Raw genomic sequence first — 23,299 nt, 5'->3', positions numbered from 1 at the left:
GTCTGCTATCCTCGCGCGCGCTTCAAGCCGCATGGATATCTGCTGCCTCAGCCTCAGATAGCCCAACAAGACCCATCAGGAGAGGAAACCATGAGCGAGTCCGCGATCCCCGCTGCCGAGCGGATCGAGCCGGTGACCGCCGAGCAGGCCGACAATGCCGGCACACCCCTGCGGGTGACCGCAACGCCGGCCGCGCTCGAACTGATCGACGAGCTGAAGGCCGCGTACGGCCCGGTGATGTTCCACCAGTCGGGGGGCTGCTGCGACGGCTCCTCGCCGATGTGCTACCCCGTCGGCGACTTCATCACCGGCGACGGTGACGTGCATCTCGGTCAGGTCGGCGGCGCGGATTTCTTCATCTCGCGCTCGCAGTTCGAGGTCTGGAAGCACACCCACATCATGCTCGACGTGGTGCCCGGCCGCGGCGGCATGTTCTCCCTGGAGAACGGCCGCGAGAAGCGCTTCCACATCCGCTCGCGCCTGTTCACGAGCGCGGAGAACGAGGCCCTGTCGGGCGCCTGCCGCCTGTAGCACGTGGTCCCGAGAGCCGGTGGCCGGCTCTCGGGACGGGAGCGGTGGATCAGACGAAGAACAGGTCGCTCACCTTGCCGATCAGCGGCGTGTCCCAGGTCCAGTTGGACTGGCCGATCAGGTCGTCCGCGCGGGTCACGTCGAGCGGGGCGGCGCCCTGCCCCTCGGCGACGAGGTGGTCGTTCTTGAACAGGCGCATGTAGCCGCCATCCGTCACGCTGGCCTGCCAGTCCGCGGTCTCGCCCTGGACGATCACGTCGTGAGCGGTGATCTGGTGCTTGACCGAGCCGGTGAGGATCTCGAACGCCATGTCGTCGCCGTTCCCGACCTGGCCGACCCAGATGTTGTCGCTGTCCCGGCCGTTGCCGGTGTCGAACAGGCGCTGATAGTGGCCGCCGCCGAGGTTGTCGAAGCGTGCCTCGGCGAACATCGTGAAGGCGCCGTCGATCTCCGGAATGACGTTGTGCGCCGTCACCGTCAGATCGCTCACCGTGCCGATCAACGGCGTGTCCCAGGACCAGTTGGACTTGCCGACGAACTCGTTGGCCCGCTCGATGTCCCGCGGCACGACCCCCTGGCCCTGGGCCAGCAGCGCGCCGTCCTTGAACAGGCGCATCCAGCCGCCGGCATCGACGTCGGCGGTCCACTCGGCTTCCTGTCCCTCGACGATGGCGCCCCTGGCGACGATGCTGGCCGCCGTGCCGCCGTTGAAGACCGTGAACTCCATGTCGCTCGAGCGGCCGACCTGCCCCAGGAAGATGTTGTCGGAGTCCGGCCCGTTTCCGAAGTCGAAGACGCGCTGCCAGGAACCGCCGGCGAGATCCGCAAACAGCACCGTCGCGCTGGCCGTGAACGCGCCGTCGATGTCCGCGACGTCCGTCGCGATCGGGTCGTCCGCCTCGGGCGAGAGCGCCAGCTCGAACTTCTGGCTGCCGGACGGAAGGGCGCCGACCCGGGCTTCGAGGTGGGTGAACACGCCCTGGGACTCCAGCGCGGTGTCGTCGAAGACCAGCGTTTCGATTGAGGCGAGCGTGTCGAGCGCGCCCGTGGCGATGTGCTTGACCGCGAACGCGCCCGCCGTGGTCGAGGCGTCGTAGACGATCGCGTAGTCCCGGCTCTGGCCGGCGAACCGGGCTGCGTCGATGCCCTCGCCGCCGTCGAGCCGGTCGCTCCCCGCACCCCCTTCCAGGATATCGAATCCGGCATGCCCGAAGAGCGTGTCGTTGCCCGCTCCGCCGATCAGGGTGTTGTCGCCGTCGTGACCGTGCAGGATGTCGTCCTTCGATCCGCCGATCGCGGTCTCGATCGCGACGCCGTTGGCGATCAGAAACCCGCCGGTCAGCTGCTCCGAGGTGGAGACGAAGCCGCCACCGCCGATCTCGTCCTCCAGGGTGGCGGCGCGCAGGTCGATCTTTGCGCGGCTGCTGCCCACGTACCGGATGGTGTCGTCGCCGCCGGTGTCCCAGATGGTGTTGAAGCCGGCATTCGTCCGGAGATCGTCACCGAACGTGTAGACGGTGTTGCCCGTGTTGGCTGCCTTGGCCCCGTACAGGTGCTGCAGGGCGGCGATATCGATGGGCATATAGGAGCCGACCGACGCGTTCATGAAGGTCTTGCCGGCGTCCTTGGCCGTTGTCCAAGGATTGTCTTCGCCCCATGCGAAAGGGCTGTACGACATGACGGTGTAGAGTGACGAGTTGATGAAGTTGGTGCCCAGATCAGCATCCGATCGGACACCCGCGATGGCGCCCGGCCTCTCGAACGGGTGATCGAGGCCGAGGCTGTGGCCGATCTCGTGATACCAGACCTCCGACCATTGCCCCCGGAAGACCACGTCCGACGCCTCTGCGACGGTGCCCTGGATCCCGACCGACGTGTGGGTATTACCGTTGGGCATTCCCGGATGCGGATCGAACGAAGACCCGCCGCCACCGACCGTCAGGATCTGCCCGAGCGTGGATTCCTCGAACGAGGTCTCACGGAATGTCAGATTCGTGAAACTCGAAATGTTGTCGAAGATCGATTTATAGAAACCGCGCCACTGCCCTTCGTTGAAGTCCGAGATGCCGTTCTGGTCGATGTCCTGAATTTGGAAGCCGTAATTGAGCGTCGTCGCGTCCCACTTGTTGGGGGCGAGCACAGCGTTGATCAAGCTGCTGTCTGACTTCTCGGAGATACTGGTTTCGACCATGTCTTGCCCCTGGCATGCCGCGGACCGTGCGGCGAACCCTGGGGCGACAACACCACGCAAAAACTGCTTTTTGATAGTTTAGATACTGCGGATTTTATCGATCGCGCTTTGCAGTCTGCGGTCGTCACGCGCGGGCCACACCCCGCGTCGGACGCGGCGGCCGGCGGGGCGAGCCGAGAGCCGTGCCCGACCACGTGGGGTCGGGTCACACCTCCAAGCCGTTGCTGTGACGCGCGTTCTTTCGACGAACCGGTGGCCGATTCGTCGAAAGGCGCCCTAGGCATCCCGCCGCAGCGCGTGGACCGAGAACAATCCGTCCCGGTCGGTCCAGGCCTCAACCGAGGCCCAGCCGGCGCGGGCGGCGAGCGCCCGGAAGCCGTCGAGTGTGTACTTGTAGCTGTTCTCGGTGTGGATCGACTCGCCCTCCGCGAAGGCGAAGCTGCGCCCGGCCACGCGCAGGCTCTGCGCCCGGCGGCTGACGAGATGCATCTCGACCCGCGAGGCCTGCGCGTTGAAGAACGCGCGGTGTGTGAAGCCCTCGACGTCGATCGCCGCGTCCAGCTCACGGTTGATGCGGTGGAGCAGGTTGAGGTTGAACGCGGCGGTGACGCCGGCGGCGTCGTCGTAGGCCGCCTCCAGCACGTCGCGGTCCTTCACGAGATCGACGCCGATCACCAGCGTCGCGCCCGGGCCGAGAATGCGCCCGAACACGTCGAGGAGGCGCGCCGCCTCGCCGGGCTCGAAATTGCCGATGGTCGAGCCGGGAAAGAAGCCAGCCAGCGCCCGATCGCGGATGCCGTCCGGCAGGGCGAAGGGCCGGGTGAAATCGGCCACGACCGCCTCGACCGCAAGATCGGGGAAATCGCCGCGCAGGGCCTGCGCCTGTTCCGTCAGGAATTCACCCGAGACGTCGACGGGGATGTAGGCCGAGAGGCCGGGCAGGTGCCGCAGCAGGCGCCGCAGCTTGGCGGTCGAGCCGCTGCCGAACTCCACCAGCGCCGCGCCCTGCGGCAACAGGCTAGCTAGAGCCGGGCCGCGCTCGTCGAGGATGCGCAGCTCGGTGCGGGTCGGGTAGTACTCGGGCAGCGCCGTGATCTGCTCGAACAAGGCCGATCCGGCGGCGTCGTAGAAATACTTGGCCGGCAGCGCCTTCGGGCTCGCCGCCAAGCCGTCCCAGACATCGGCCAGGAACACGCCGTTTTCCGTAACCGGTTCGGCTCGGTGGGAATCCGTCATGCGGGGATCGATCGTCAAAGGCCTTCTCCGGGACAGCGGGGCAGACGGGTGTGCGGACAAGGTGAGCGGGTGCGTTCAGCTCCCAGCATCGGCGAGCCGCAGGCCCGTGAACTGCCAACGCTGATGGGGGTAGAAGAAGTTGCGGTAGCCGACCCGCGCATGCCCCTGCGCGGTCGCGACCGAGGAGCCGCGCAGCACGTACTGGTTCGACATGAACTTGCCGTTGTACTCGCCCAGCGCACCGGGCACCGGCCGGTAGCCCGGATAGGGGCCGTAGGCGCTGCGGGTCCATTGCCAGACGAGGCCGAAAGCGTCGTCGATCAGGCCGTCGCGGGCGGCGACCTCCCACTCGGCCTCCGTCGGCAGGTCGCGCCCGGCCCAGCGGGCATAGGCATCGGCCTCGTAGTAGCTGACATGGGCGGCGGGGGCCGCCGGATCGACGGGCTTGCGGCCAGCGAGCGACATCGTCGACCAGCCATCCGCCTCGCGCCGCCAGTAGCCCGGCGCCTCCCAGCCCTCGCGCTGGAGCGCGACCCAGCCGTCGTTGAGCCAGAGTTCGGGCCGCGCGTAGCCGCCGTCCTCCATGAAGGCGAGCCAGTCGCGGTTGGTCACGAGGCCGCGATCGATGCGTGCCTCCAGCATCAGGACGTCATGGCGCGGGCTCTCGTTGTCGAAGGCGAAGCCATGACCATCGTAGCCGATCTGGGTGATGCCTTTTTTCAGGGCAGACTGGCCGGCGGATGCCTGCGCCGCAGGCAGGCTCCAGCGCGCGTCGTAAACCGGATCGAGCGGGTTCTGCGCGAAGGCGTGCAGGATGTCGGTGAGCATCAGCTCCTGGTGCTGCTGCTCGTGATAGAGGCCGATCTCCAGGATCGGCAGCGCCCGCGCAAGGGCTTCGTCGGAGGCCTCGCGCAGCCAGACCGACACCGCGCGATCGACATGGGCGCGGTAGGCGGCGGTCTCCTGCGCCGTCGGCCTCGTGATCATGCCGCGCATGAAGCGCGGCTGCCGGGGACCGGCCTGCACGTAGTAGGAATTGAACAGGTAGTGCAGGCGCTCGTCGAAGAGGCGGTAGCCCGGCTGATGGTCTCCGAGAAGGAACTGCTCGAAGAACCACGTCGTATGCGCCCGGTGCCACTTGGTCGGGCTCGCATCCTCCATCGACTGGATCTGCTGATCCTCGGGCGAGAGCGGTGCGGCCCGGCGCTCGGTCTCCTCACGCACGGTGCGGAAGGCGGCGATCCAGGCGTCGCGGTCGATCGGGCGGGCGTCGAGCGGGGGCGGCGGGAAGGCCGCGCCGCTCTCAGGATGGGTGAGACGTGCTGCGCCGGCTGCCATTGTTGGAATCTCTTCCTCCGTTGCGCGCCGGAAATAGACGCCGAATGTCGAATGACAACGTGGAGGCCCGCCAAGCTGTTCGTCGCACCCCTTGTCGCACCCGGCCCGAAGCGCGGCCTTTTTGCAGCCGCAGTGAGATGTCCTTAACCGTCGCCGACGGACACTCGCTCCCCCACGGTTTCCACGGATGCGCGAGCCCGGGCGGCGGTCATGCGGATCGATCTGATGGCAGGGGCGACCCTTTCGGCGGCATTGCCGGCCCAGAATTCTCAGCCGGTCATTCTCGTCTTCGATTCCGGCCTCGGTGGTCTCACCGTGCTGGAGCAGGTGCGCCGCGCCCGGCCGGACGCGGCCTATGTCTACGCGGCCGACGATGCGGCCTTCCCCTACGGCGCCCTGACCGAGGAAAGGCTCGTGGCGCGGGTGATCGCGGTGATGGAGCGGCTGCTGCTGCGTCACGCCCCCGACCTCGTGGTGATCGCCTGCAACACCGCCTCGACCCTGGTGCTGCCGGCCCTGCGCCAGCGCTTCGTCACGCCCTTCGTCGGCGTGGTCCCCCCGATCAAGCCGGCCGCCGCGCTGACGCGGACCCGCCTCATCTCCCTGCTCGCCACCCCCGGCACCGTGGCGCGGGCCTATACCCACGATCTCGTGGCGAACTTTGCGGGCGATTGCGCCGTGACGCTGGTGGGCTCCAAAAACCTCGCGGGCTACGCCGAGGCCGAGATGGCCGGCGAGCCGGTCTCGGACGCGGCGATCCTGGCCGAGATCGCGCCCTGTTTCGTCGAGGGGCCCGACGGCGCGCGCACCGATGTGGTCTGCCTCTCCTGCACCCACTACCCGCTGCTGCTGCCCCGCTTCGAGCGCCTCGCCCCGTGGCCGGTCACCTGGATCGACCCGGCCCCGGCCATCGCCCGCCGGGTGATCCAGCTTCTCGGCGAGATGCCCGCGCACGCGCTGGACGCGCCGCCCGCCTGCGCCGTGTTCACCGGCGGGGCCGGGCTCAACCCGGCGCTCGGCCGCTCGCTGGAGCGGCGGGGCCTGTCCGAGACGGTGATCGAGGCGATGCCGCTGACGCTGTGCTGAGACGGGCCGTCAGCGCCTCTCCCACGCCGCCAGTTCCTCCGGCACCAGCGTCGCCCGATCCTGCCGAGCAATGATCTCCGCGAGATCGACCGGCGCGAAATCCCAGGCATCGACGCCGACGTCGCAGGAACGGGTGGTGTCGGGCAGGGTCGCGTGGGTGTGGCCGTAGAGGTGCCGGGTCTCGCGCCACAGGCCGGGCCAGGCCCGGTGGGCGTAGTGCGCGAGGAACAGGCGCCAGGACCGGCCCGCCGCGTCCGACACCGAAATCCGGATGCTTTCCACCGGCGGCTCGGCCCAGGGCAGGTCGAGCACGCGGTTGCTGTCGTGGTTGCCCCGCACCAGCCGCTTGATGCCGTTGAGCCGGTCGAAGACGCGGGCGCAATGTTCGCGGCTGGCATGGGCAGCGAAGTCGCCGAGATGCCAGATCTCGTCCGCGGCCGCGACGCGCGCGTTCCAGCGGGCGATCAGCGCCTCGTCATGGGCCTCCACCGAGGCGAAGCCGGTTCGTCGGCGCTCAACGAGCCGGGCGTCGCCGAAATGGGTGTCGGCGATGAAGAGGGTTGCCATGCGTTCTTCACGAAGATGTGAGACAACTCGAAGGGCTCGGCGGGACGTGTACGGATCCGCGGGCGCGACGTTCCCAGCTCGCTTGACGCGGCCGGGCCTCCATCGCAAACAATAACAAAAGGTACAATGATGCCGATCCGCGAGCCGCAGCTAATCAATTGGCAGGCTAATCACCGCGGATGTGTCGAAATGCGCATCATTTTTCACGGAACTTGTGGCGAAGTGTCACCTGTGTCGCTCGGCGCACCAGTACAAACGTGCTAGCGCGGCGGGCATGCCGGTCTGGACAAAAATCCTTATTGTCGTCGCCATTGCCGTGATCCTGACGGCATGGGGATGGATGCTGGACTTGAGCCTGTCCGCCGCCCATGCGTGGCTTCTCGACCGGATCGGCCATACGGGGATGCGCCTTCTGATCGGGATGATGGTGTTCGCGGGGGCCTGGGCCCTCTGGAAGGAGACGGAGGATCGATGAGCCGCCCTCTCGCCGTCGCGCTTCTGGCGCTGTCCCTCTATCTTGGCGTGCTGGATTGCGCCTTGAGTCTCAGCTTCTCGACGGTCCATGCATGGCTGCTCGATCTGGTCGGCCGAACCGGCCTGTGGCTCGTGATCGCGGCTACCCTGTTCGGCGGCACTTGGGTCGTCTGGAGCGAGCAGGAAGACGGCTGACAGCCGACGTTCGAACGACGTTCTAGAACCGGTCGATCACCGCCGCGCCCCAGATCAGGGCCGCGATGACCTGCGTCAGGAACGCCCCCGCCGAGGCCAGATCCTTCACGATGCCGATCCGCTCGTGCCGGCCGGGATGGAGATGGTCGCACAGCTTCTCGATCGCGGTGTTCAGGAGTTCCGCCCCGAGCATCAGCAGCAGGCTGGCGATGAGCGCCACCCGGACCCACAGATGGCCGCCGAGAGCGAGCGCTACGGGCAGGCCGAGCGCCAGCAGGAGGAGTTCGAGCCGCACCGCCCGCTCCGTGCGCCCGCCATGGACGAGGCCGCGCCAGGAATTCAGGAAGGCGAGGTAGAGCGCGGTCACGGTCGCTCTCCCGGAACCGCCCGGGCGATCCACTTGGCGAGGATCGGGCCGGTCGCCAGCACGACGAACAGGCGCAGGGTCTGCACCGCCAGCACGAAGGACACGTCGGCCCGCGACCCGACGGCGATGATAGCCACCGAATCGAGCCCGCCGGGACTGGTGGCCAGGAAGGCGGTGAGGAAATCGATCGGGAGCCAGTGCGTCAGGACCCAGGCCCAGACGCCGCAGAGCAGGATGATCCCGATTGTCGCCGTCAGCACGCCGGGCAGCGCGTGGAGGGTCTCGTCCAGGGTGCGGCGGTTGAAGCGCAGCCCGACATACCAGCCGATCGCCGCATAGGCCGCCTCGAGCACCGGCGCGGGCAAGGCGATGTCGATGAAGCCGGCGGCGTGCAGGCCCGCGCCGAGCAGCATCGGCCCGATCAGGGGAGCGGAGGGCAGCCGCAGCAGCGATGCGAGGCCGAACCCGGCGGCGGCAACCGCGATCGTCGCCGCGAGGCCGGGCCAGCTCCACGTCTCGCCGGACGCGCCCGCACCGGCCGGGCCGGCGACGTCGGCGAGAAGGCGCGCGGCGAGCGAGGCCGAGAGCACCACGGCGGCGACGCGCACGTACTGCATGAATGCGACCAAGCGCGGGTCGGCGCCGTAATCCTCCGCCATCGCCACCATGGCCGCGGCCCCGCCCGGCGAGGAGCCCCAGGCCGCCGTCGTGCCGGGCAGGACGCGCAGCCGCGTGAGCGCGAGCCCGGTGAGCGCGCCGGCCGCGACCGTCACGCCGACGACCGCGAGGATGATGAGCCCGTCCTCGCGCAGGGTCGCGGCGATCTCGGTGGTGGCGGAGCGGGCGACGAGGCAGCCGATCACCGCCTGCGCCGCCAGGAAGAGCGGCCGGCCGAGCGAGAGCCCGGCGCCGCGAACCCCGAAGGCGATCGCGGCGAGCATCGGCCCGAGGAGGAAGGCGGCGGGGAAATGCGCGCGGCTCAGGCCAAAGGCGAGAGCGGCCGAGACGGCGACGAGCGCCGCCCAGCGCAGGAGGATGCGGGTCTCGGGCACGGGCCTGGATGCTGGATGGCGCGCAGGAAGAGGAAGAAGAATCGCGCGAGGCTCGCGCTACACGCTCTTCCCCGGACTGTCACGGCGATCGCCGCGAAGCCGCCAAGCGGCTTCGAGCGATCGCCCTGCGAGACGCTGGCCCGGTGGCTGGGCTCAGGCGGTCCACCGTTCCCGCTCGCCGGGCGGTGGGGCACCATAGGCCTCATCCTCCCGGCAGGCGGCGGTGCCGGGCGGGGCGTGCGCCCGGAAGAAGGCCGCGAGATGCGCAAGGCCCGCCGCCCGCGGATCGCTGGACCGCCATGCCAGTGCGAGCGTGCGGCCGGGGCCCTCTCCCTCGAAGTGGCGCACCACCGTGAGCCCGGTCGGATCGGGGCCAGAGGGGATCGCGAGCGCCGGGATCAGCGTATAGCCGGCGCCCGCCGCCACCATCGAGCGCAGGGTCTCGAGGCTGGTGGCGTGGCGGCCCGCGCCGCGCAGGGTGCCACAGGCGGCGATGGTCTGGTCGCGCAGGCAATTGCCCTCGTCGAGCAGCAGCAGGTCCGGCCCGTTCAGGTTTTCCGCCCGCGGCGGAGCGCCCTGGGCGAAGGCGTGGTCCACCGGGCAGGCGAGTCGGAACGGCTCGACGAAGAGCGGCGAGATGGTGAGCCCGGAGGCGGCCACCGGCAGGGAAACCAGGGCCGCATCGATCCGCCCGTCGCGCAAGCCGTCGAGGATCTCCGCAGTGCGCGCCTCGCTAAGCGCCAGCGTCAGCAGCGGAAATTCCTGGCGCAGCAGGCGCAAAACCAGCGGGAAGTAATAGGGCCCCAGCGTCTGGATTGCGGCCAGAACCAGCCGGCCGGTCAGCGGCGAGCCGCGCCCCTCGACGGCGAGTGCCAGCAGGCGCTGTGCCTCGCCGAGCACCACCCGGGCCTGCCGCACGATCCCCTGCCCCGCCACCGTCAGCAGCACGCGACGGTTGGATCGTTCGAACAAGGTCAGCCCAAGCGCGTTCTCCAGTTTACGAACCTGCACGGAGAGCGTCGGCTGGCTCACGTTGCAGCGCTCGGCAGCCCGGCCGAAATGTCCTTCATCGGCAACAGCGACGACATATTCGAGATCGCGCAGGGACAACCCGGAGAGATTCATAGGCTGCATCTATCACAGCGTTTGTGACGATGCATTTGCTAATGGGTCATGCCTGGGTCATACCATCGAAACAGAATGGTTCCAGGCTGTGTGGACGCGCCGAGCGATCCACCCTGAAGCCCCTGCCTCCCAAGGAGAGAGTGACGCATGAGCGAGAACCGTCCGATTCTGACGACCCGTCAGGGCCATCCGGTCCGCGACAACCAGAGCACGCGTACGGTCGGTGAGCGGGGCCCGGCGACGCTCGAGAACTACCAGTTCATCGAGAAGATCACCCATTTCGACCGCGAGCGCATTCCGGAGCGCGTGGTGCATGCCCGCGGCGCCGGCGCCCATGGCTGGTTCGAGGCCTATGGCAAGATCGGCGACGAGCCCGCGTCCAAGTACACCCGCGCCCGCGTGCTGAACGAGACCGGCGTGAAGACGCCGATGTTCGTGCGCTTCTCCACCGTGGCCGGTGCCAAGGAAAGCCCTGAGACCGAGCGCGACCCGCGCGGCTTCGCGGTGAAGTTCAAGACCGTCGACGGCAACTGGGACCTCGTGGGTAACAACCTCAAGGTCTTCTTCATCCGCGACGCGATCAAGTTCCCCGACATGATCCACGCGTTCAAGCCGGACCCGGTGACGAACCGCCAGGAGGCGTGGCGCTTCTTCGACTTCGTGGCGCAGCACCCCGAAGCGATCCACATGGTCACCCACCTGAAGTCGCCGTGGGGCATTCCGGCCAACTATCGCGAGATGGAAGGCTCGGGCGTCAACACCTACAAGCTGGTCAACGACCAGGGCGAGGCGGTGCTCTGCAAGTTCCACTGGGAGCCCAAGCAGGGCGTGCGCAACCTGACCTCGGCCCAGGCTTCCGAGATCCAGGCCAAGGATGTCGGCCACGCGACGCGTGACCTCTACGACAACATCAAGGCCGGCAATTTCCCCGAGTGGGAATTCTGCGTGCAGATCATGCCCGACGGCCCGAACGACCACCTGTCGTTCGATCCGCTCGACGACACGAAGCTGTGGCCGGTCGAGGATTTCCCGCTGCTGCCGGTCGGCCGCATGGTGCTGGACCGCGTGCCGGACAACTTCTTCGCGGAAGTCGAGCAGTCGGCCTTCGGCACGGGCGTGCTCGTGGACGGCATCGACTTCTCGGACGACAAGATGCTCCAGGGCCGGACGCTGTCCTACTCGGACACGCAGCGCTACCGCGTCGGCGCCAACTACCTGCAACTGCCGATCAACGCGCCGCAGCCCGGCGTGAAGGTCTATTCGAACCAGCGCGACGGCCAGATGACCTACAGCGTCGATGGCACCGGCCCGAACCGTCACATCAACTACGAGCCCTCGACACTCGCCGAGGGCCTGCGCGAGGCGCCCAAGCCGGCCAAGGATTACCACCAGCCGGTCCAGGGCAATCTCGGCCGCTACCAGACCTCGCGGACCGAAGACGACTACACCCAGGCCGGCGTTCGCTACCGCTCGTTCCAGGATTGGGAGCGTGAGGATCTGATCGCCAACCTCGTCGCCGACATGAAGCAGTGCCCCGAGCCGATCCAGCTGCGGATGGTCTGGCACTTCTGGCACGCCGACGAGGATTACGGTCGCCGCGTTGCCGAGGGCGCCGGGATCGATCTGGAGAAGGCCAAGGCCCTGCCGCCGCTGCCGGGCCGTGCCGCCCCGCATAAGCGCCTCCAGGCCGAGACCTACACCGACGGCAGCACCGCCGCGCACAAGGTCGCCGCCGAGTAAGGCGAACGGCCGAACGACGTAAAAAATCCCCGCTCGACCATCCGGTCGGGCGGGGTTCTTTTGGAAGAGGCGGGAGCCCCAAGCTGAGGCTCCCGTCGTCTTAGAGCCTTACGGGCAGGAGCGACGCACGCCGCGGCGCACGATGTAGGTCTGCGTCTGCGGGTCGTAGGTCTTGAAGCGGCGCGCGCACTCGGCCACCAAGTCCTCGTCGCCGCCGGGCGCGACGCCGGTGGTCACCGTCTCGGTGCCGTAATAGCCGGCCGGTGCGTAGTAACCGTCATCGTAGCCGTATCCGCCATAGCCGTAGCCCGGATAGCCGTAGCTGCCGTAGAGGCTGCCCGCCGCGAGGCCGAGACCGGCGCCGAGTCCCAGCCCGAGGCCGACACCACCGTAGCCGTAACCCCGGCGATAGTAGCCGGCATTGCGCCAGCGGTTGCCGCCGTACCAGCCGCGCTGGCCGCCGTAGCCCGGTCGCACGCCCGCCACGCCGTTGCCGAAGCCCGGACGACCTGCGCCGAAGCCAGGGCGGCCACCAAAGCCATCACCACGGAAGCCGCCACCGGCGAGGCCAACGCCGCCACCCCGGAACCCGCCGCCAGCGAGGCCCGCTCCGCCACCGCGGAAGCCGCCCCCGGCCAGACCGGCGCCGCCGCCCCGGAAACCACCACCGCCGATCCCGGCTCCGCCGCCGCGGAAGCCGCCCCCGGCAAAGCCGCCGCCGCGACCGAACCCGCTCACACCGCCCGCACCCAGCGCGCTCCGGAAATTGCCGCCGCCGAGGCCGCCGGAGCCGCCGACACCGATCGGACGCGCGTCCGCGCTGGCCGGAAGATAGGCCAGGGCGCCCGCAAGGACGGCCGAGGCCAGGAAAATCTGTTTCATCGTCATTCCCTTGGAATTCGAGAGAATGGCCTGCACCGGTTTCCACCGGCGAAAAATGGGCCGTTATCTTAAGAACGCCGGGCGATGACGGATGATCCTACGGCTAAGATTGCGCGAATGTCGCGTATGCGTTGCAATTCACGCGCGGTCGTCTCGAAAGCTCCGCAGCCTCACCTTGGCCGTTACGTCCGGCGGCGGCGGGCGGCGAGCGCGATCAGGAAGCAGCCGATGAGGCCGGCCCCGAAGGGAAGATCGCCGAAGGCGGCGTAGAGGGTGCGACCCGGCAGCCTTGCCGGCAGCCCCGCATCGAGCACGCCCTCGATCCCGAGCGGAAGGCTCGCGATGACCCGGCCATGGGCGTCGACCACCGCCGAGATGCCGGAATTGGCATCGCGCACCAGCGGCAGCCCCTCCTCCACCGCCCGCAGCCGGCTCTGCGCGAAGTGCTGGCGCGGGCCCGGCGTATCGCCGAACCACGCATCGTTGGTGAGGTTGAGGATCAGCCCCGGCACGGTGGGCGCACCCTCGGCCGGATCGGGCGGCAGGATCGTGCCGGGAAAGATCGCCTCGTAACAGATCGTCGCCGCCACCGGCGGCAGGCCCGGCACGTTGAGGATGCGCTGGCCGGCGCGATCTCCGGCGGTGAAGCCACCGGGGATGGAGACGAACTGGCGCAGACCCACAGCCCGCAGCAGCGCATCGAGCGGCCCCGGCAGGTATTCGCCGAAGGGAACGAGGTGGACCTTGTCGTAGAGGTCGCCGAAGCGTCCGCCCGCGCCGATCGTCAGGATCGAGTTGAAGAAGACGGCGTTCTCGCGGGTCAGCCGCTCGCCATCGGGCAGTTCGCGCACCCGCGCGGCGCCGGTGATGAGCTGCTTGCCCTCGGGCAGCGCCGCACCGATCCGGCCGAGCGCCTGCGGATCGCGCTGGATCAGGAACGGGAAGGCCGATTCCGGCCAGATCAGGTGGGTGACGTCGGCGATGCCGGTGCGGTCGGGCGAGAGCGCGCGGTCGCTGAGTTCGAGGTACTTGCCGACGATCCGCTCGCGGTTTTCCGAGCCGAACTTGTCATCCTGCGGGATGTTGGGCTGGATCAGCCGCAGGCGCACGCCCGCCACCGTCGGATCGGGCGCGGAAGGCAAGCGCCCGGCGCCGTAGGCGGCAAGCCCCGCCAGCGCGACGAGGGCTGCCAGCACCGGCCCGAACCGGCCCCGCGGTGTCGCGCCGGTGGCGAGCGTCGCGGGCGCGGCGGCGATCAGCACGGCGAGCAGGGTCAGGCCGTAGAGGCCGACAAGCGAGGCGGCCTGCATCGTCCAGAGGTTGCCCCCGAGCGCCATGCCCAGGGTGTTCCAGGGAAAGCCCGTCAGGATATGCCCGCGCAGCCATTCGGCGGCGGCGAGGCCGAAGGCGAGCGCCGCGATGCGGGCGGCCCCCCGCGACCAGACGAGGCGGGCGAGGGCAAAACCCGCGGCGAAGAACAGGGCGAGCACGGCCGGCAGGCCGACGACGCCGAGCGGCAGCGCCCAGGCGAACTGGTCGGCCTCGACGAGGAAGGCGGCGCCGAGCCACCACAAACCGGCGGTGAAGTAGCCGAAGCCCCAGGCCCAGCCGATTCCGGCACAGACGCCCAGGGTGCGCCGGCCTGAGCCATCGATCGCCGCCCCGTCGATCAGCCAGACGGCGATCGAGAGCGACACGACGAGCGCGGGGAACAGCCCATAGGGCGGCATCGCCAGCGCACCGCAGGCGCCGGCCGCGACGGCGATCGCGGCCCGCGTCCATCCCTGGCTCAGGATGATCCGGTGCGCGATGGCCTCGAAGAGGCCGATCCGCGCCGCAGCCGGGCCGGTTCCAGCGCCGGCTGCGCGGCCAAGCGGAGCGGTCATGCCGTGTCGCTTCGATTCCGTTGTGTCTTCAGCGCCCGACCTCGGCGGCCTGCGCTGCGTCCGTGTCGGGTGCCTGCGGCGCCGCCGGGCGGGGCGGCGGCAGGGCGAGCGGCACGACGGTGCCGATCTTGGCCGGCGCGCGCTGGAGCTTGATCCGCTTCACCCGCCGGGGATCGGCGTCCAGCACCTCGAACTCGATGTCGTCGGGGCCGGGAATCCGCTCGCCGCGTGCCGGAACCCGGCCGGCCAGCGTCACGATCAGGCCGCCGATCGTGTCGATCTCTTCGGCGAGTTCCCCGAAGGCGGCGGCCAGATCGAGGCCAGTGGCGGCCGACACCTCCGCGAGCCCGGCGCGGGCGTCGGCGATATAGGCCTCCGTCTCGCCTTCCATGCGGTTGACGAGCTGGCCCTCGGCCACGTCGTGCTCGTCCTCGATGTCGCCGACGACCATCTCGATCAGATCCTCGATCGAGATCAGCCCGTCGGTGCCGCCATACTCGTCGATGACCAGCGCCATGTGGGTGCGCGTGGCCTGCATCCGCACCAGCAGGTCGATGGCCGGCATGGAGGGCGGCACGAACAGGACTGGGCGCTGGATGCGGGTGGAGGCGAGGGTCGCGGTGAGATCAACCTTGCCGAGATCGAGGCTGCGCAGGGCGCCGCGGGCGGAGGCCGTGCGGCGCGGGCGCGGCGTGGGCTTGGCCTCGGCGCCGGTTGCCACCACAGGCTGCGGCGCGGCCCGGCGCGGGGCGGCTTCCGCCTGGGTGGCGAGGTATTCCACGAAGTCGCGGATGTGGACCATGCCACGGGGATCGTCGAGGGTTTCGCCGTAGACCGGCAGGCGCGAATGGCCGGCGGTGCGGAACAGCTTCAGGAGATCGCCGAGGCTGGTGTCGCTGGCCACTGCCACGATGTCGGCGCGGGGCAGCATCACATCGTCGACCCGCACCTTGTGCAGCCCGAGCACGTTCTTGAGCATGGCGCGCTCAAGGGGAGAGAAGGCGTCCTCACCCGAGTCGGGCTCGGCCAGGGCCTCCTCGATGTCGGTGCGCAGGGAGTCGCGCGGACGCATTTGGAAGACGTTCAGCAGACGATCGTACCACGCCTCGCGTGGGGGCGGTTCGGCGTCCGCGGCTGGCGCGGCCAGGGCCGCGCCGCGACTTCGGTCGTTGGTCATGGGTCTCTAGGTTGGATTCGGCGGGAGTGCCGGAGATCAGTCGTCGTACGGGTTTGGAACGCCGAGTGCGCGGAGCGCGGCGACCTCGAGCGCCTCCATGGCGTCGGCCTCAGCCTCGCCGGTCTCATGGTCCTGTCCGAGAAGGTGAAGGGTGCCATGGACGAGGAGGTGGGCGAAATGGTGCTCGAAGGGCTTCGACTGCTCCGCACTCTCGCGCACGAGCGTGTCATACGCAAGAACCACGTCGCCGAGAGGCCGCGCCACGCCCGGCTGGAACGGTTGCTCCGCAGCCGGAAACGATAACACGTTGGTGGGTTTATCCTTGTTCCGCCACGTGCGGTTGAGCGCTTGGACGGTGGCGTCATCGGCGAGCAGGACGCTCACTTCGACGGGTCCGGCGGCCGAATCGGGTAGAATCGCCAATCCCGCCTCGACGGCCCGCAGCGTGAACGCCTCCAGCTCGGGGATCGCCTGTTCCCAGCGCGCATCCTCGACGGCGATGTCGATCTCGTTGTCGCTCATGTGTGGTTTCTGGTCGGTACCGTCTACGCCTGTGCGGTGCCCCGTGGGCCGCCGCGATTGATGTCGCCCGTCACGCCAGCGGCCGGCGCCGCGGGTTCGGGTTGCGGTCGGACTCGCCCTCACCGTGGGCGGCGGATTCGTAGGCGGTGACGATGCGGCGCACGAGGTCGTGGCGCACCACGTCGACGTCGCGGAAGCGCACGCGGCCGATGCCCTCGACGCCGTCGAGCACGTTGACCGCCTCGACGAGGCCGGATTTCTGGCCCGGCGGCAGGTCGATCTGGCTGGGATCGCCGGTGATGATCATGCGGGAGTTCTCGCCCAACCGGGTCAGGAACATCTTCATCTGCATGGAGGTGGTGTTCTGCGCCTCATCGAGCAGCACCACGGCGTTGGTCAGCGTGCGCCCGCGCATGAAGGCGAGCGGGGCGATCTCGATGATGCCCGTTTGAAGGCCGCGATCGACGTGGCGCGCTTCCATGAAATCGTAGAGCGCATCGTAGATCGGCCGAAGATAGGGATCGACCTTCTCGCGCATGTCGCCGGGCAGGAAGCCGAGCCGTTCGCCGGCCTCAACGGCCGGGCGCGACAGGATCAGGCGCTCGGCATGGCCCTGCTCCAGCAGCGAGACGGCGTGGCCGACCGCGAGCCAGGTCTTGCCGGTGCCGGCGGGGCCTTCCGCGAAGACGAGTTCGTTGGCGCGCAGCAGCTTGATGTAGTCGCTCTGCGCGGCGTTGCGGGCGCGCACGGCGCCGCGCTTGCGGGTGGCGATCTGCTCGAACTGCTCGCGGCCGTTATCCGTCGCGATCTCGGCGGAGGGGAACAGGTTGCCCTGGACGGTGACCTCTTGGATCACCCCGTCCACGTCGCCGAGCGTCAGGGTCGTGCCGGCCTTCTGCACTCGGGTGTAGAGCCGCTCGAACACGCGCCGCGCCTTCTCGGCGGCCTCGGGCGAGCCCTTGACCACGAGGTGGTTGCCGAGCGCCGTGCCGGTGATGCCGAGGCGCCGCTCGATATGGGCGACGTTCTGGTCGTACTGGCCGAAGACGAGGCTGGCGAGCCGGTTGTCGTCGAAGGTGAGCGAGACCTCTACGGCCTCGGCGAGACCCGGACGCCCCGGTGAGGGGCGGTTGTTGCGGCCGGCAGGGCCACGGGCAGACGCAACGTCAATCGGCACGCGAGAGATCCGGCATGGTGATGGGCCTCATATAGGTCACGCGGCCGCCGCCGCACCCTCCAGCGCTTCGCCGAACAGGCTGTTGGAGCCCGCACGCGTAATCCGCACCGGCACCACCGTGCCGATGGTCGAGGCCGGCGCATCGAACTGCACGGCCTGGAGATGCGGCGTCTTGCCCGCGACCTGACCGGGATGCCGGCCGGTCTTCTCGACCAGGATCTCGGTGAGCGTGCCCACGCTCGCCGCGTTGTAGGCGTGGCGCTGGCGGTCGAGGAGGTCCTGGAGGGCGGCGAGCCGCTCGGTCTTCACCGCCTCCGGCACCGCATCCTCGCGTTCCGCTGCGGGCGTCCCGGCCCGCGGGCTGTACTTGAACGAGAACGCCGCCGAAAAGCCGATATCGGAGACGAGCCGCATGGTCTCGGCGAAATCGGCATCGGTCTCGCCGGGGAAGCCGACGATGAAGTCCGAGGACAGGGCGATGTCGGGCCGCGCATTCCGGATGCGCTCGATCAGCCGGCGGTAGGCGTCACCCGTGTGGCGCCGGTTCATTGCGTGGAGGATGCGGTCCGAGCCCGACTGCACCGGCAGGTGCAGGTAGGGCATCACCAGCGGGTTCGTCGCATGGGCAGCAATGAGATCGTCGGCGAAATCGTTCGGGTGGCTCGTGGTGTAGCGCAGGCGCAGGAGGCCCGGCACCGCGGAGAGCGCGTCCATCAGGTGGCCGAGCGTCGCGAGTGCGCCGTCCGGCCCGTCGCCGTGATAGGCGTTGACGTTCTGGCCGATGAGGGTGATCTCGCGCACCCCGCCCTCGACGAGGCGGCGCGCTTCGTCCACCACCGCCGCGACCGAGCGCGAGACTTCCGCGCCGCGGGTATAGGGCACGACGCAGAAGGCGCAGAACTTGTCGCAGCCCTCCTGCACGGTGAGGAAGCCGGTGACGCCGCGGTTGCGTCGGGCGGGCAGGTGGTCGAACTTGTCCTCGGCCGGGAATTCGGTGTCCACGACGCGGGTCTCGCGCGACTGGCGCAGCAGGTCCGGCAGGCGGTGATAGCTCTGCGGGCCGACGACGACATCGACCGCCGGTGCGCGCGAAAGAATCTCGCGGCCTTCCGCCTGGGCGACGCAGCCCGCGACCACGATGCGGGTGTCGTGCCCGCTCTCGGCCCGCTCGCCCTTGAGCACACGCAGGCGCCCGAGTTCGGAATAGACCTTCTCGGCGGCCTTCTCGCGGATGTGGCAGGTGTTGAGGACGACGACATCGGCCTCCTCGACCGTGTCCGTCGCGCTGTAGCCCTCGGCGGCCAGGACGTCGGCCATGCGGCCGGCGTCGTAGGCGTTCATCTGGCAGCCGTAGGACTTGACGTAGGCTTTCTTCAAGATCGCAACCCTGCCGCCGGCGGGCGGTGATTTTTGAGGATTTTTTGCTCGACAGGCCCTCTATCACGGTTCGGCCGCCGACACGATTCTCTCAGCGGTCTGAACTTTCGCCCCCCTGAAAAGGTCCGCCGGTGAGTCTTGCCGAAGATCCCGCCTTCTTCACCCTGCTGACCGGCAGCTTCCTGCGCCTCGTCGGCCGCCCGCTCGTCCCTGCGCCGGATCTTGGGCCGGACTGGCTCTACGCGTCGGCGCCCTTCGCGGTGCTGGCCCACGACACGGGCGCCGACCCGCTCTTCGTCTACGCCAACCGGGCGGCACAGCAGGCCTTCGGCTATGGCTGGGAAGAAATCGTTGGGATGCCCTCGCGGCTCTCGGCGGAGGCGCCGGAGCGGGCCGAGCGACAGCGCCTGCTCGATGCGGTCGCCCGCGACGGATTCGTCGCGGATTATGCGGGCATTCGCGTTGCCAAGGACGGGTGGCGCTTCCCGGTCACCGCGGGCATCGTCTGGCAACTCGTGGATGAGGGCGGGATCGTTCGCGGCCAGGCGGCGACCTTTCCGCTGCCGGCCTGAGCGGTCACACCGCGGCGATGCCCGGCGCCGAGACGTCGGCGCCCTCCCCGATCGTTTCCGGCGCCACCGGCACCGGACGGGGGGCGGCCCCGCCGAGGTGGATCTGACGCAGGCCCTGCCGCACGGCGGCCTCGGCCTGCAGGGTCGCGACCTTGCGGTCGGTGGCGGCCTCGAAGGCGATCGGTGCGCCCCAGTTCACGTGCACGTCGATGGGGCCACGGCTGGCGAACAGGGCGAGATGCGGCGGCAGTTCCATGTCGCCGTACCACGCGATCTCCGGCCGCTCGGCACGGGTCACCGGTAGGCCGTTGCGGCGCGGGTAGCCCAGCGCCAGGGGCTGGAGCCGGATGCGCGCGAGCCCACCGGTCTCCGCCGTCAGCGCCGTCCGGGCGGCGCCGACCAGCGAGGAGCGGAACGGCAGCAGGCGCAGGCCATCGCCGGTGGTGCCCTCGGCGAACAGCACGATCAGGTCGCCGTCCGCGAGCCGTTGCCCGACCGTGGCGTTGACGCGTGCGGTCGCCGTCCGCTTGGACCGCTCGATGAAGACGGTGCGTTGGAGCTTGGCCAGCAGGCCGATCAGTGGCCAGCCCGCGATTTCCGACTTGGCCACGAAGGAGAGCGGGCGCAGCGAGCCGAGCGCGACGATGTCGAGCCAGGAGACGTGGTTCGAGAGCACGAGTGCCGGCTCGCCCGGCTGCGGCGGCGTGCCGCTCTGCGTCACCCGAACGGAGAACAGGCGCAGGAACAGGCGGTGGAACAGCATCGCGATGCGCGCCGCGACCCAGCCCCGGCCAAAGCGCAGGCTGAGCCAGTGCGGCCCGATCACGATCAGGAAGGCCAGCGCCTGGACGAAGAGGCGGAGGCCGATGCCGACGCGCGTCATCGGGCGGATGCGCTCCCGCAAAGCCTCACGACAGCGTCGCGCTCATGGTCAAAGCCGTGGCGCGGCTGCCGTCCGGCAGCGGGTAGTAGCCCTTGCGCTCGCCGACCTTGAGGAAGCCATGGCGGGTGTAGAGCTTCAGGGCCGGCGTGTTGCCCTCGTCCACTTCGAGATGGACCGTGCGGATGCCGGCATAGGTCAGCGCATTCAGGTGCTCGCGCAGGAGCCGGTGGCTGTGGCCGCCGCCGCGGGCGGAGGGTGCCAGAACGATCGTGAGGATCTCCGCCTCGTCCACGGCCTTGCGCGACAGCACGAAGCCCAGAAGCGCGTTGCCCCGGCGCAAGGCATGTGCCTCGATCGAGCGCTCGCACAGCATCCGCTCGAACTCGTGAGCCGCCCAGGGGCGGGCGAAGGCGGTGGCGTGCAGCTTTTCAAGGTCGGACGCCTGACCGGCGTCCCGCAGCGGCGCGACGTAGGGCACGGAGCCCCAGGCGTCCCACCATGCGGACCACCAATCGAGCGGCCAGAACGGAGAGACGGTCCGCGTCATGCCCTTGCGAGCCTCGCATGATGCTGCGGCTGGGCGTCGGGCCCGCGCAGGTAGAGGGGGCGCGGCAGCGCCTGGTCCGGATCGGCAACGAGCCCGAGCGAGGCGACCCATGCGATCTGCGGCGCGCCGGTCTCGGCGACCTCGACGGCGATGCCGGCGGAAGCGGCCGCCGCCGCGAGCGCGGGAGCGCCGGAGCCAGTGAGGATCGCCCGTCGCTTACCGAGCAGGGTCACCGCCTCCTCCAAAGCGATGTGCCGGGGCGCAATCACCGTGCCTTCCGTCACGCTCATGGCCTGGAGGTAGACGGCGCCGTGGCGCGCATCGATCGCGGCGACCACCGTATCGTCGCCGTTGAGGGCGAGCTGCGGTGCGAGCAGGGCGGACAGGGTGGTCACGCCCACCACCGGAAGGCCGGCGGCCAGCCCGATGGCGCGGGCGGCCGAAAGGCCGACGCGCAAGCCGGTATAGCTGCCGGGCCCGACCGTGACCGCGACCCGGTCGAGACCCTCGAAGCCGCCCTCGACCCGTGCCATGACCCGCTCGATCAGCGGCAGCAGCGCTTCGGCATGGCCGCGCACGAGCGGCATCGACTCCTCGGCGAGCAGGTCGTCGCTGTCGTCGGTGGCCACGCAGGCAGCGCAGGCTTCGAGCGCCGTATCGATGGCAAGGATCCGCAAACGTCGATTCCATCCGGCGGCGGGCCTCGAGCGCCCGCCCTCCGGCTCTTCTTAGGACGAAACCGCCCTCCCCGTCAGCGCATCCGCGACCGGACTCCCCAAGGAAGCGGTGCGGTGTTGCGCCGATGTCAGGGAAAACGGGCGGCGGGGCCCCCGATCAGATCGCCTGCACTTCCCGAACGGAGGGGAGGAAGTGGCGGAACAGGTTCTGCACGCCCTGGCGCAGGGTCGCGGTGGAGGACGGACAGCCCGAGCACGCGCCCTTCATCTCGAGGTAGACGATGCCGTCGCGGTAGCCGCGGAAGGTGATGTCGCCGCCGTCGCCCGCCACCGCCGGGCGCACGCGGGTCTCCAGCAGATCCTTGATGGTGACCACGGTGTCGTGGTCGGCCTCGTCGTAGAACTCCTCCGTCTCGTCCTCGGCGAGCGCCGTGCCCTCGGCCAGCACCGGGCGGCCGGACTGGAAGTGGTCCATGATCGCGCCGAGCACGGCGGGCTTCACCTGCGGCCACTCGTTGACGCCGTCGGCCTTGGTGACGGAGATGAAGTCGTGCCCGAAATAGACGCCCGAGACCCCGGGCACCGCGAACAGGGCGGTGGCGAGCGGCGAGCGCTCGGCGCTCGCGGTGTCGCGGGCCTCGAAGGTCCCGTCGGTGAGCACGACCCGGCCGGGCAGGAACTTGAGCGTGGCGGGGTTCGGCGTGGCTTCGGTCTGAATGAACATGTGAAGAATCCTCGGGTCCGCTGGCGCCGGTTCAAGGCCGGCCGGGATCGGTGCCGGGTTCGACCGGCGCCGCTTTCCATGTGGACCGACAGGGACGGATTCTCAACCGCTCCCGCGACTTGTTGGACAGCGATAACCGGTGTAGGAAGCCCGTTCATCACGCATATCGTTCGTATCCGCGCCTGAGGAAGGAGCCGCCTCGCATGGCTCGCGTCACCGTCGAAGACTGCATCGAGAAGGTCGAGAACCGCTTCGAGCTGGTCCTGCTCGCCAGCCACCGGGCGCGCCTGCTCGCCGCCGGCGCCCCGCTGACCGTGGAGCGCGACCGCGACAAGAACCCCGTCGTGGCCCTTCGCGAGATTGGCGACGAGACCATCACGGCGGAGGATCTCAAGGAGCAGCTCATCCACTCGATGCAGAAATACGTCGAGGTGGACGAGCCCGAGGCCGAGACCGTGCCGCTCCTGTCGAGCTCGCCCGCCGCTGCCGCGGTGGCGCCCCAGTCCTCCTCGGACGACAAGAACGTGCAGTTCGACTTCATGAGCGAGGAGGATCTCCTCCGTGGTCTCGAGAACCTCGCACCGCCGACCGAGACCGACGACGAGGGCGAGTAAGCTCTTTTCGCGCTCCGCCTGACGATCCACGCCCGCCCTCGGTCCCCGAGCGGCGGGCGTTCGCGTGTTTCGGTCCCTTTCCGCAGCGTCGTCTCGGAAGCCGGTCGCCGGCTTTCGGGGCCAAGCCCCATCCTGGCGTCCATGCGAGGAAGGCGGAGCCGTCGCGCTTTCGCCGCGACGCCATGGGTCTGGGCAAATGCGCGCCGATGCAGGAAGGTGTCGGACGAGCGACCGCGTCCGTCCGGGCCGGGCCCCCTTGAGAGTGCCGCACGAAACGCCCGACCGCCGATCCTCGCCCCTCTGAGGCACGGCGGCGCGGCGGGCGTCTTGTGAGCGACACCGAGAAGATCGAGAGCAGG

General features: G+C 69.4%; 24 protein-coding genes. 7 read left to right on the top strand and 17 right to left on the bottom strand.

The window, feature by feature from the left end:
- The first annotated feature begins 90 nt into the window (after window positions 1-90).
- Window positions 91-531, top strand: coding sequence for a DUF779 domain-containing protein (locus tag OVA30_RS12305; RefSeq protein WP_268175585.1), 441 nt, complete (start codon window positions 91-93; stop codon window positions 529-531).
- 49 nt (window positions 532-580) lie between these two features.
- On the opposite strand, the gene OVA30_RS12300 is transcribed toward OVA30_RS12305, so the two are convergent.
- The 3 genes from OVA30_RS12300 to egtB all read right to left on the bottom strand — a co-directional run bounded on the left by OVA30_RS12300 (window position 581) and on the right by egtB (window position 5,296).
- Window positions 581-2,722: a M10 family metallopeptidase C-terminal domain-containing protein gene (locus OVA30_RS12300; protein WP_268175584.1), complete on the bottom strand. Its 2,142-nt coding sequence runs from the start codon at window positions 2,720-2,722 to the stop codon at window positions 581-583.
- Window positions 2,723-2,998: 276 nt separating this feature from the next.
- The gene (gene egtD / locus OVA30_RS12295; protein ID WP_268175583.1) at window positions 2,999-3,976 is read right to left on the bottom strand and encodes an L-histidine N(alpha)-methyltransferase; all 978 of its coding nucleotides are present in this window, start codon (window positions 3,974-3,976) and stop codon (window positions 2,999-3,001) included.
- 57 nt (window positions 3,977-4,033) lie between these two features.
- Entirely contained in the window at window positions 4,034-5,296 is a 1,263-nt protein-coding gene (egtB, locus tag OVA30_RS12290; RefSeq protein ID WP_268175582.1) for an ergothioneine biosynthesis protein EgtB, read from the bottom strand.
- A 210-nt stretch (window positions 5,297-5,506) separates the two neighbouring features.
- On the opposite strand from egtB, the gene murI reads away from it, so the two are divergent.
- A complete protein-coding gene (gene murI, locus OVA30_RS12285) occupies window positions 5,507-6,382 on the top strand; it encodes a glutamate racemase (RefSeq protein ID WP_268175581.1) in 876 nt (291 codons plus the stop codon).
- 9 nt (window positions 6,383-6,391) lie between these two features.
- Here murI and OVA30_RS12280 read toward each other — a convergent pair whose 3' ends face one another.
- The gene (locus tag OVA30_RS12280) at window positions 6,392-6,949 is read right to left on the bottom strand and encodes a metallophosphoesterase family protein (RefSeq protein WP_268175580.1); all 558 of its coding nucleotides are present in this window, start codon (window positions 6,947-6,949) and stop codon (window positions 6,392-6,394) included.
- A gap of 349 nt (window positions 6,950-7,298) precedes the next feature.
- On the opposite strand from OVA30_RS12280, the gene OVA30_RS12275 reads away from it, so the two are divergent.
- A complete protein-coding gene (locus OVA30_RS12275; protein WP_256371244.1) occupies window positions 7,299-7,424 on the top strand; it encodes a hypothetical protein in 126 nt (41 codons plus the stop codon).
- Window positions 7,421-7,618, top strand: coding sequence for a hypothetical protein (locus tag OVA30_RS12270; RefSeq protein WP_003600971.1), 198 nt, complete (start codon window positions 7,421-7,423; stop codon window positions 7,616-7,618). The genes OVA30_RS12275 and OVA30_RS12270 overlap by 4 nt, the downstream gene beginning before the upstream one ends.
- A 22-nt stretch (window positions 7,619-7,640) precedes the next feature.
- Here OVA30_RS12270 and OVA30_RS12265 read toward each other — a convergent pair whose 3' ends face one another.
- The 3 genes from OVA30_RS12265 to OVA30_RS12255 form a co-directional block, all read right to left on the bottom strand.
- Window positions 7,641-7,985, bottom strand: a complete 345-nt coding sequence (locus OVA30_RS12265; RefSeq protein WP_056499294.1) for a diacylglycerol kinase — start codon at window positions 7,983-7,985, stop codon at window positions 7,641-7,643.
- The gene (locus OVA30_RS12260) at window positions 7,982-9,037 is read right to left on the bottom strand and encodes an AbrB family transcriptional regulator (RefSeq protein ID WP_012254492.1); all 1,056 of its coding nucleotides are present in this window, start codon (window positions 9,035-9,037) and stop codon (window positions 7,982-7,984) included. Before OVA30_RS12260 ends, OVA30_RS12265 begins: the two co-directional genes overlap by 4 nt.
- A 153-nt stretch (window positions 9,038-9,190) precedes the next feature.
- A complete protein-coding gene (locus OVA30_RS12255; RefSeq protein WP_012254491.1) occupies window positions 9,191-10,162 on the bottom strand; it encodes a LysR substrate-binding domain-containing protein in 972 nt (323 codons plus the stop codon).
- 147 nt (window positions 10,163-10,309) lie between these two features.
- Between OVA30_RS12255 and OVA30_RS12250 the strand changes: the two genes are divergently transcribed.
- On the top strand, window positions 10,310-11,902 hold the full coding sequence (locus OVA30_RS12250) for a catalase (protein ID WP_003606859.1): 1,593 nt from the start codon (window positions 10,310-10,312) through the stop codon (window positions 11,900-11,902).
- A 108-nt stretch (window positions 11,903-12,010) separates the two neighbouring features.
- On the opposite strand, the gene OVA30_RS12245 is transcribed toward OVA30_RS12250, so the two are convergent.
- The 6 genes from OVA30_RS12245 to miaB all read right to left on the bottom strand — a co-directional run bounded on the left by OVA30_RS12245 (window position 12,011) and on the right by miaB (window position 18,923).
- Window positions 12,011-12,784, bottom strand: a complete 774-nt coding sequence (locus OVA30_RS12245; protein ID WP_015823414.1) for a BA14K family protein — start codon at window positions 12,782-12,784, stop codon at window positions 12,011-12,013.
- Between the two features lie 182 nt (window positions 12,785-12,966).
- Complete coding sequence (lnt, locus tag OVA30_RS12240) at window positions 12,967-14,670, bottom strand: apolipoprotein N-acyltransferase (protein WP_268175579.1); 1,704 nt, start codon at window positions 14,668-14,670, stop codon at window positions 12,967-12,969.
- Window positions 14,671-14,698: 28 nt separating this feature from the next.
- Window positions 14,699-15,847 carry a hemolysin family protein gene (locus OVA30_RS12235; RefSeq protein WP_268175578.1) on the bottom strand — a complete coding sequence of 383 codons (1,149 nt, stop codon included), beginning with the start codon at window positions 15,845-15,847 and terminating at the stop codon, window positions 14,699-14,701.
- A 36-nt stretch (window positions 15,848-15,883) separates the two neighbouring features.
- On the bottom strand, window positions 15,884-16,369 hold the full coding sequence (ybeY, locus tag OVA30_RS12230) for an rRNA maturation RNase YbeY (protein WP_015951621.1): 486 nt from the start codon (window positions 16,367-16,369) through the stop codon (window positions 15,884-15,886).
- Window positions 16,370-16,439: 70 nt separating this feature from the next.
- Window positions 16,440-17,546 (bottom strand): PhoH family protein, encoded by a 1,107-nt coding sequence (locus OVA30_RS12225; protein ID WP_056118063.1) that lies wholly within the window; start codon window positions 17,544-17,546, stop codon window positions 16,440-16,442.
- 36 nt (window positions 17,547-17,582) lie between these two features.
- Window positions 17,583-18,923 (bottom strand): tRNA (N6-isopentenyl adenosine(37)-C2)-methylthiotransferase MiaB, encoded by a 1,341-nt coding sequence (gene miaB, locus OVA30_RS12220; RefSeq protein ID WP_268175577.1) that lies wholly within the window; start codon window positions 18,921-18,923, stop codon window positions 17,583-17,585.
- A 131-nt stretch (window positions 18,924-19,054) separates the two neighbouring features.
- Between miaB and OVA30_RS12215 the strand changes: the two genes are divergently transcribed.
- Window positions 19,055-19,495: an MEKHLA domain-containing protein gene (locus tag OVA30_RS12215; RefSeq protein ID WP_268175576.1), complete on the top strand. Its 441-nt coding sequence runs from the start codon at window positions 19,055-19,057 to the stop codon at window positions 19,493-19,495.
- Window positions 19,496-19,499: 4 nt separating this feature from the next.
- Here the strand turns inward: OVA30_RS12215 and OVA30_RS12210 are convergent, their stop codons facing one another.
- The 4 genes from OVA30_RS12210 to OVA30_RS12195 all read right to left on the bottom strand — a co-directional run bounded on the left by OVA30_RS12210 (window position 19,500) and on the right by OVA30_RS12195 (window position 22,326).
- Window positions 19,500-20,378, bottom strand: coding sequence for a lysophospholipid acyltransferase family protein (locus OVA30_RS12210; protein WP_268175575.1), 879 nt, complete (start codon window positions 20,376-20,378; stop codon window positions 19,500-19,502).
- A 25-nt stretch (window positions 20,379-20,403) separates the two neighbouring features.
- On the bottom strand, window positions 20,404-20,925 hold the full coding sequence (locus OVA30_RS12205; protein ID WP_182568114.1) for a GNAT family N-acetyltransferase: 522 nt from the start codon (window positions 20,923-20,925) through the stop codon (window positions 20,404-20,406).
- Window positions 20,922-21,602: a tRNA (adenosine(37)-N6)-threonylcarbamoyltransferase complex dimerization subunit type 1 TsaB gene (gene tsaB / locus OVA30_RS12200; RefSeq protein WP_268175574.1), complete on the bottom strand. Its 681-nt coding sequence runs from the start codon at window positions 21,600-21,602 to the stop codon at window positions 20,922-20,924. Before tsaB ends, OVA30_RS12205 begins: the two co-directional genes overlap by 4 nt.
- A gap of 157 nt (window positions 21,603-21,759) precedes the next feature.
- Window positions 21,760-22,326 carry a NifU family protein gene (locus OVA30_RS12195; RefSeq protein WP_003602880.1) on the bottom strand — a complete coding sequence of 189 codons (567 nt, stop codon included), beginning with the start codon at window positions 22,324-22,326 and terminating at the stop codon, window positions 21,760-21,762.
- Window positions 22,327-22,529: 203 nt separating this feature from the next.
- Here OVA30_RS12195 and rpoZ point away from each other — a divergent pair, with 203 nt between their 5' ends.
- Entirely contained in the window at window positions 22,530-22,940 is a 411-nt protein-coding gene (gene rpoZ / locus OVA30_RS12190; protein ID WP_003602879.1) for a DNA-directed RNA polymerase subunit omega, read from the top strand.
- The last annotated feature ends 359 nt before the right edge of the window (window positions 22,941-23,299 follow it).

The sequence above is a fragment of the Methylorubrum sp. SL192 genome (assembly GCF_026672325.1).
Taxonomy (GTDB): domain Bacteria; phylum Pseudomonadota; class Alphaproteobacteria; order Rhizobiales; family Beijerinckiaceae; genus Methylobacterium; species Methylobacterium extorquens.
Note: the sequence above shows the minus strand (reverse complement) of the source record. Positions and strands in the feature narration are given on the sequence as shown.

Excerpts from the sequence above, each read along its gene's own strand:
- OVA30_RS12305 (WP_268175585.1), top strand. The coding sequence starts at position 91 with ATGAGCGAGTCCGCGATCCCCGCTGCCGAGCGGATCGAGCCGGTGACC.
- OVA30_RS12300 (WP_268175584.1), bottom strand. The coding sequence starts at position 2,722 with ATGGTCGAAACCAGTATCTCCGAGAAGTCAGACAGCAGCTTGATCAAC.
- egtB (WP_268175582.1), bottom strand. The coding sequence starts at position 5,296 with ATGGCAGCCGGCGCAGCACGTCTCACCCATCCTGAGAGCGGCGCGGCC.
- murI (WP_268175581.1), top strand. The coding sequence starts at position 5,507 with ATGCGGATCGATCTGATGGCAGGGGCGACCCTTTCGGCGGCATTGCCG.
- OVA30_RS12280 (WP_268175580.1), bottom strand. The coding sequence starts at position 6,949 with ATGGCAACCCTCTTCATCGCCGACACCCATTTCGGCGACGCCCGGCTC.
- OVA30_RS12270 (WP_003600971.1), top strand. The coding sequence starts at position 7,421 with ATGAGCCGCCCTCTCGCCGTCGCGCTTCTGGCGCTGTCCCTCTATCTT.
- OVA30_RS12255 (WP_012254491.1), bottom strand. The coding sequence starts at position 10,162 with ATGAATCTCTCCGGGTTGTCCCTGCGCGATCTCGAATATGTCGTCGCT.
- OVA30_RS12250 (WP_003606859.1), top strand. The coding sequence starts at position 10,310 with ATGAGCGAGAACCGTCCGATTCTGACGACCCGTCAGGGCCATCCGGTC.
- OVA30_RS12245 (WP_015823414.1), bottom strand. The coding sequence starts at position 12,784 with ATGAAACAGATTTTCCTGGCCTCGGCCGTCCTTGCGGGCGCCCTGGCC.
- lnt (WP_268175579.1), bottom strand. The coding sequence starts at position 14,670 with ATGACCGCTCCGCTTGGCCGCGCAGCCGGCGCTGGAACCGGCCCGGCT.
- OVA30_RS12235 (WP_268175578.1), bottom strand. The coding sequence starts at position 15,847 with ATGACCAACGACCGAAGTCGCGGCGCGGCCCTGGCCGCGCCAGCCGCG.
- ybeY (WP_015951621.1), bottom strand. The coding sequence starts at position 16,369 with ATGAGCGACAACGAGATCGACATCGCCGTCGAGGATGCGCGCTGGGAA.
- OVA30_RS12210 (WP_268175575.1), bottom strand. The coding sequence starts at position 20,378 with ATGACGCGCGTCGGCATCGGCCTCCGCCTCTTCGTCCAGGCGCTGGCC.
- OVA30_RS12205 (WP_182568114.1), bottom strand. The coding sequence starts at position 20,925 with ATGACGCGGACCGTCTCTCCGTTCTGGCCGCTCGATTGGTGGTCCGCA.
- OVA30_RS12195 (WP_003602880.1), bottom strand. The coding sequence starts at position 22,326 with ATGTTCATTCAGACCGAAGCCACGCCGAACCCCGCCACGCTCAAGTTC.
- rpoZ (WP_003602879.1), top strand. The coding sequence starts at position 22,530 with ATGGCTCGCGTCACCGTCGAAGACTGCATCGAGAAGGTCGAGAACCGC.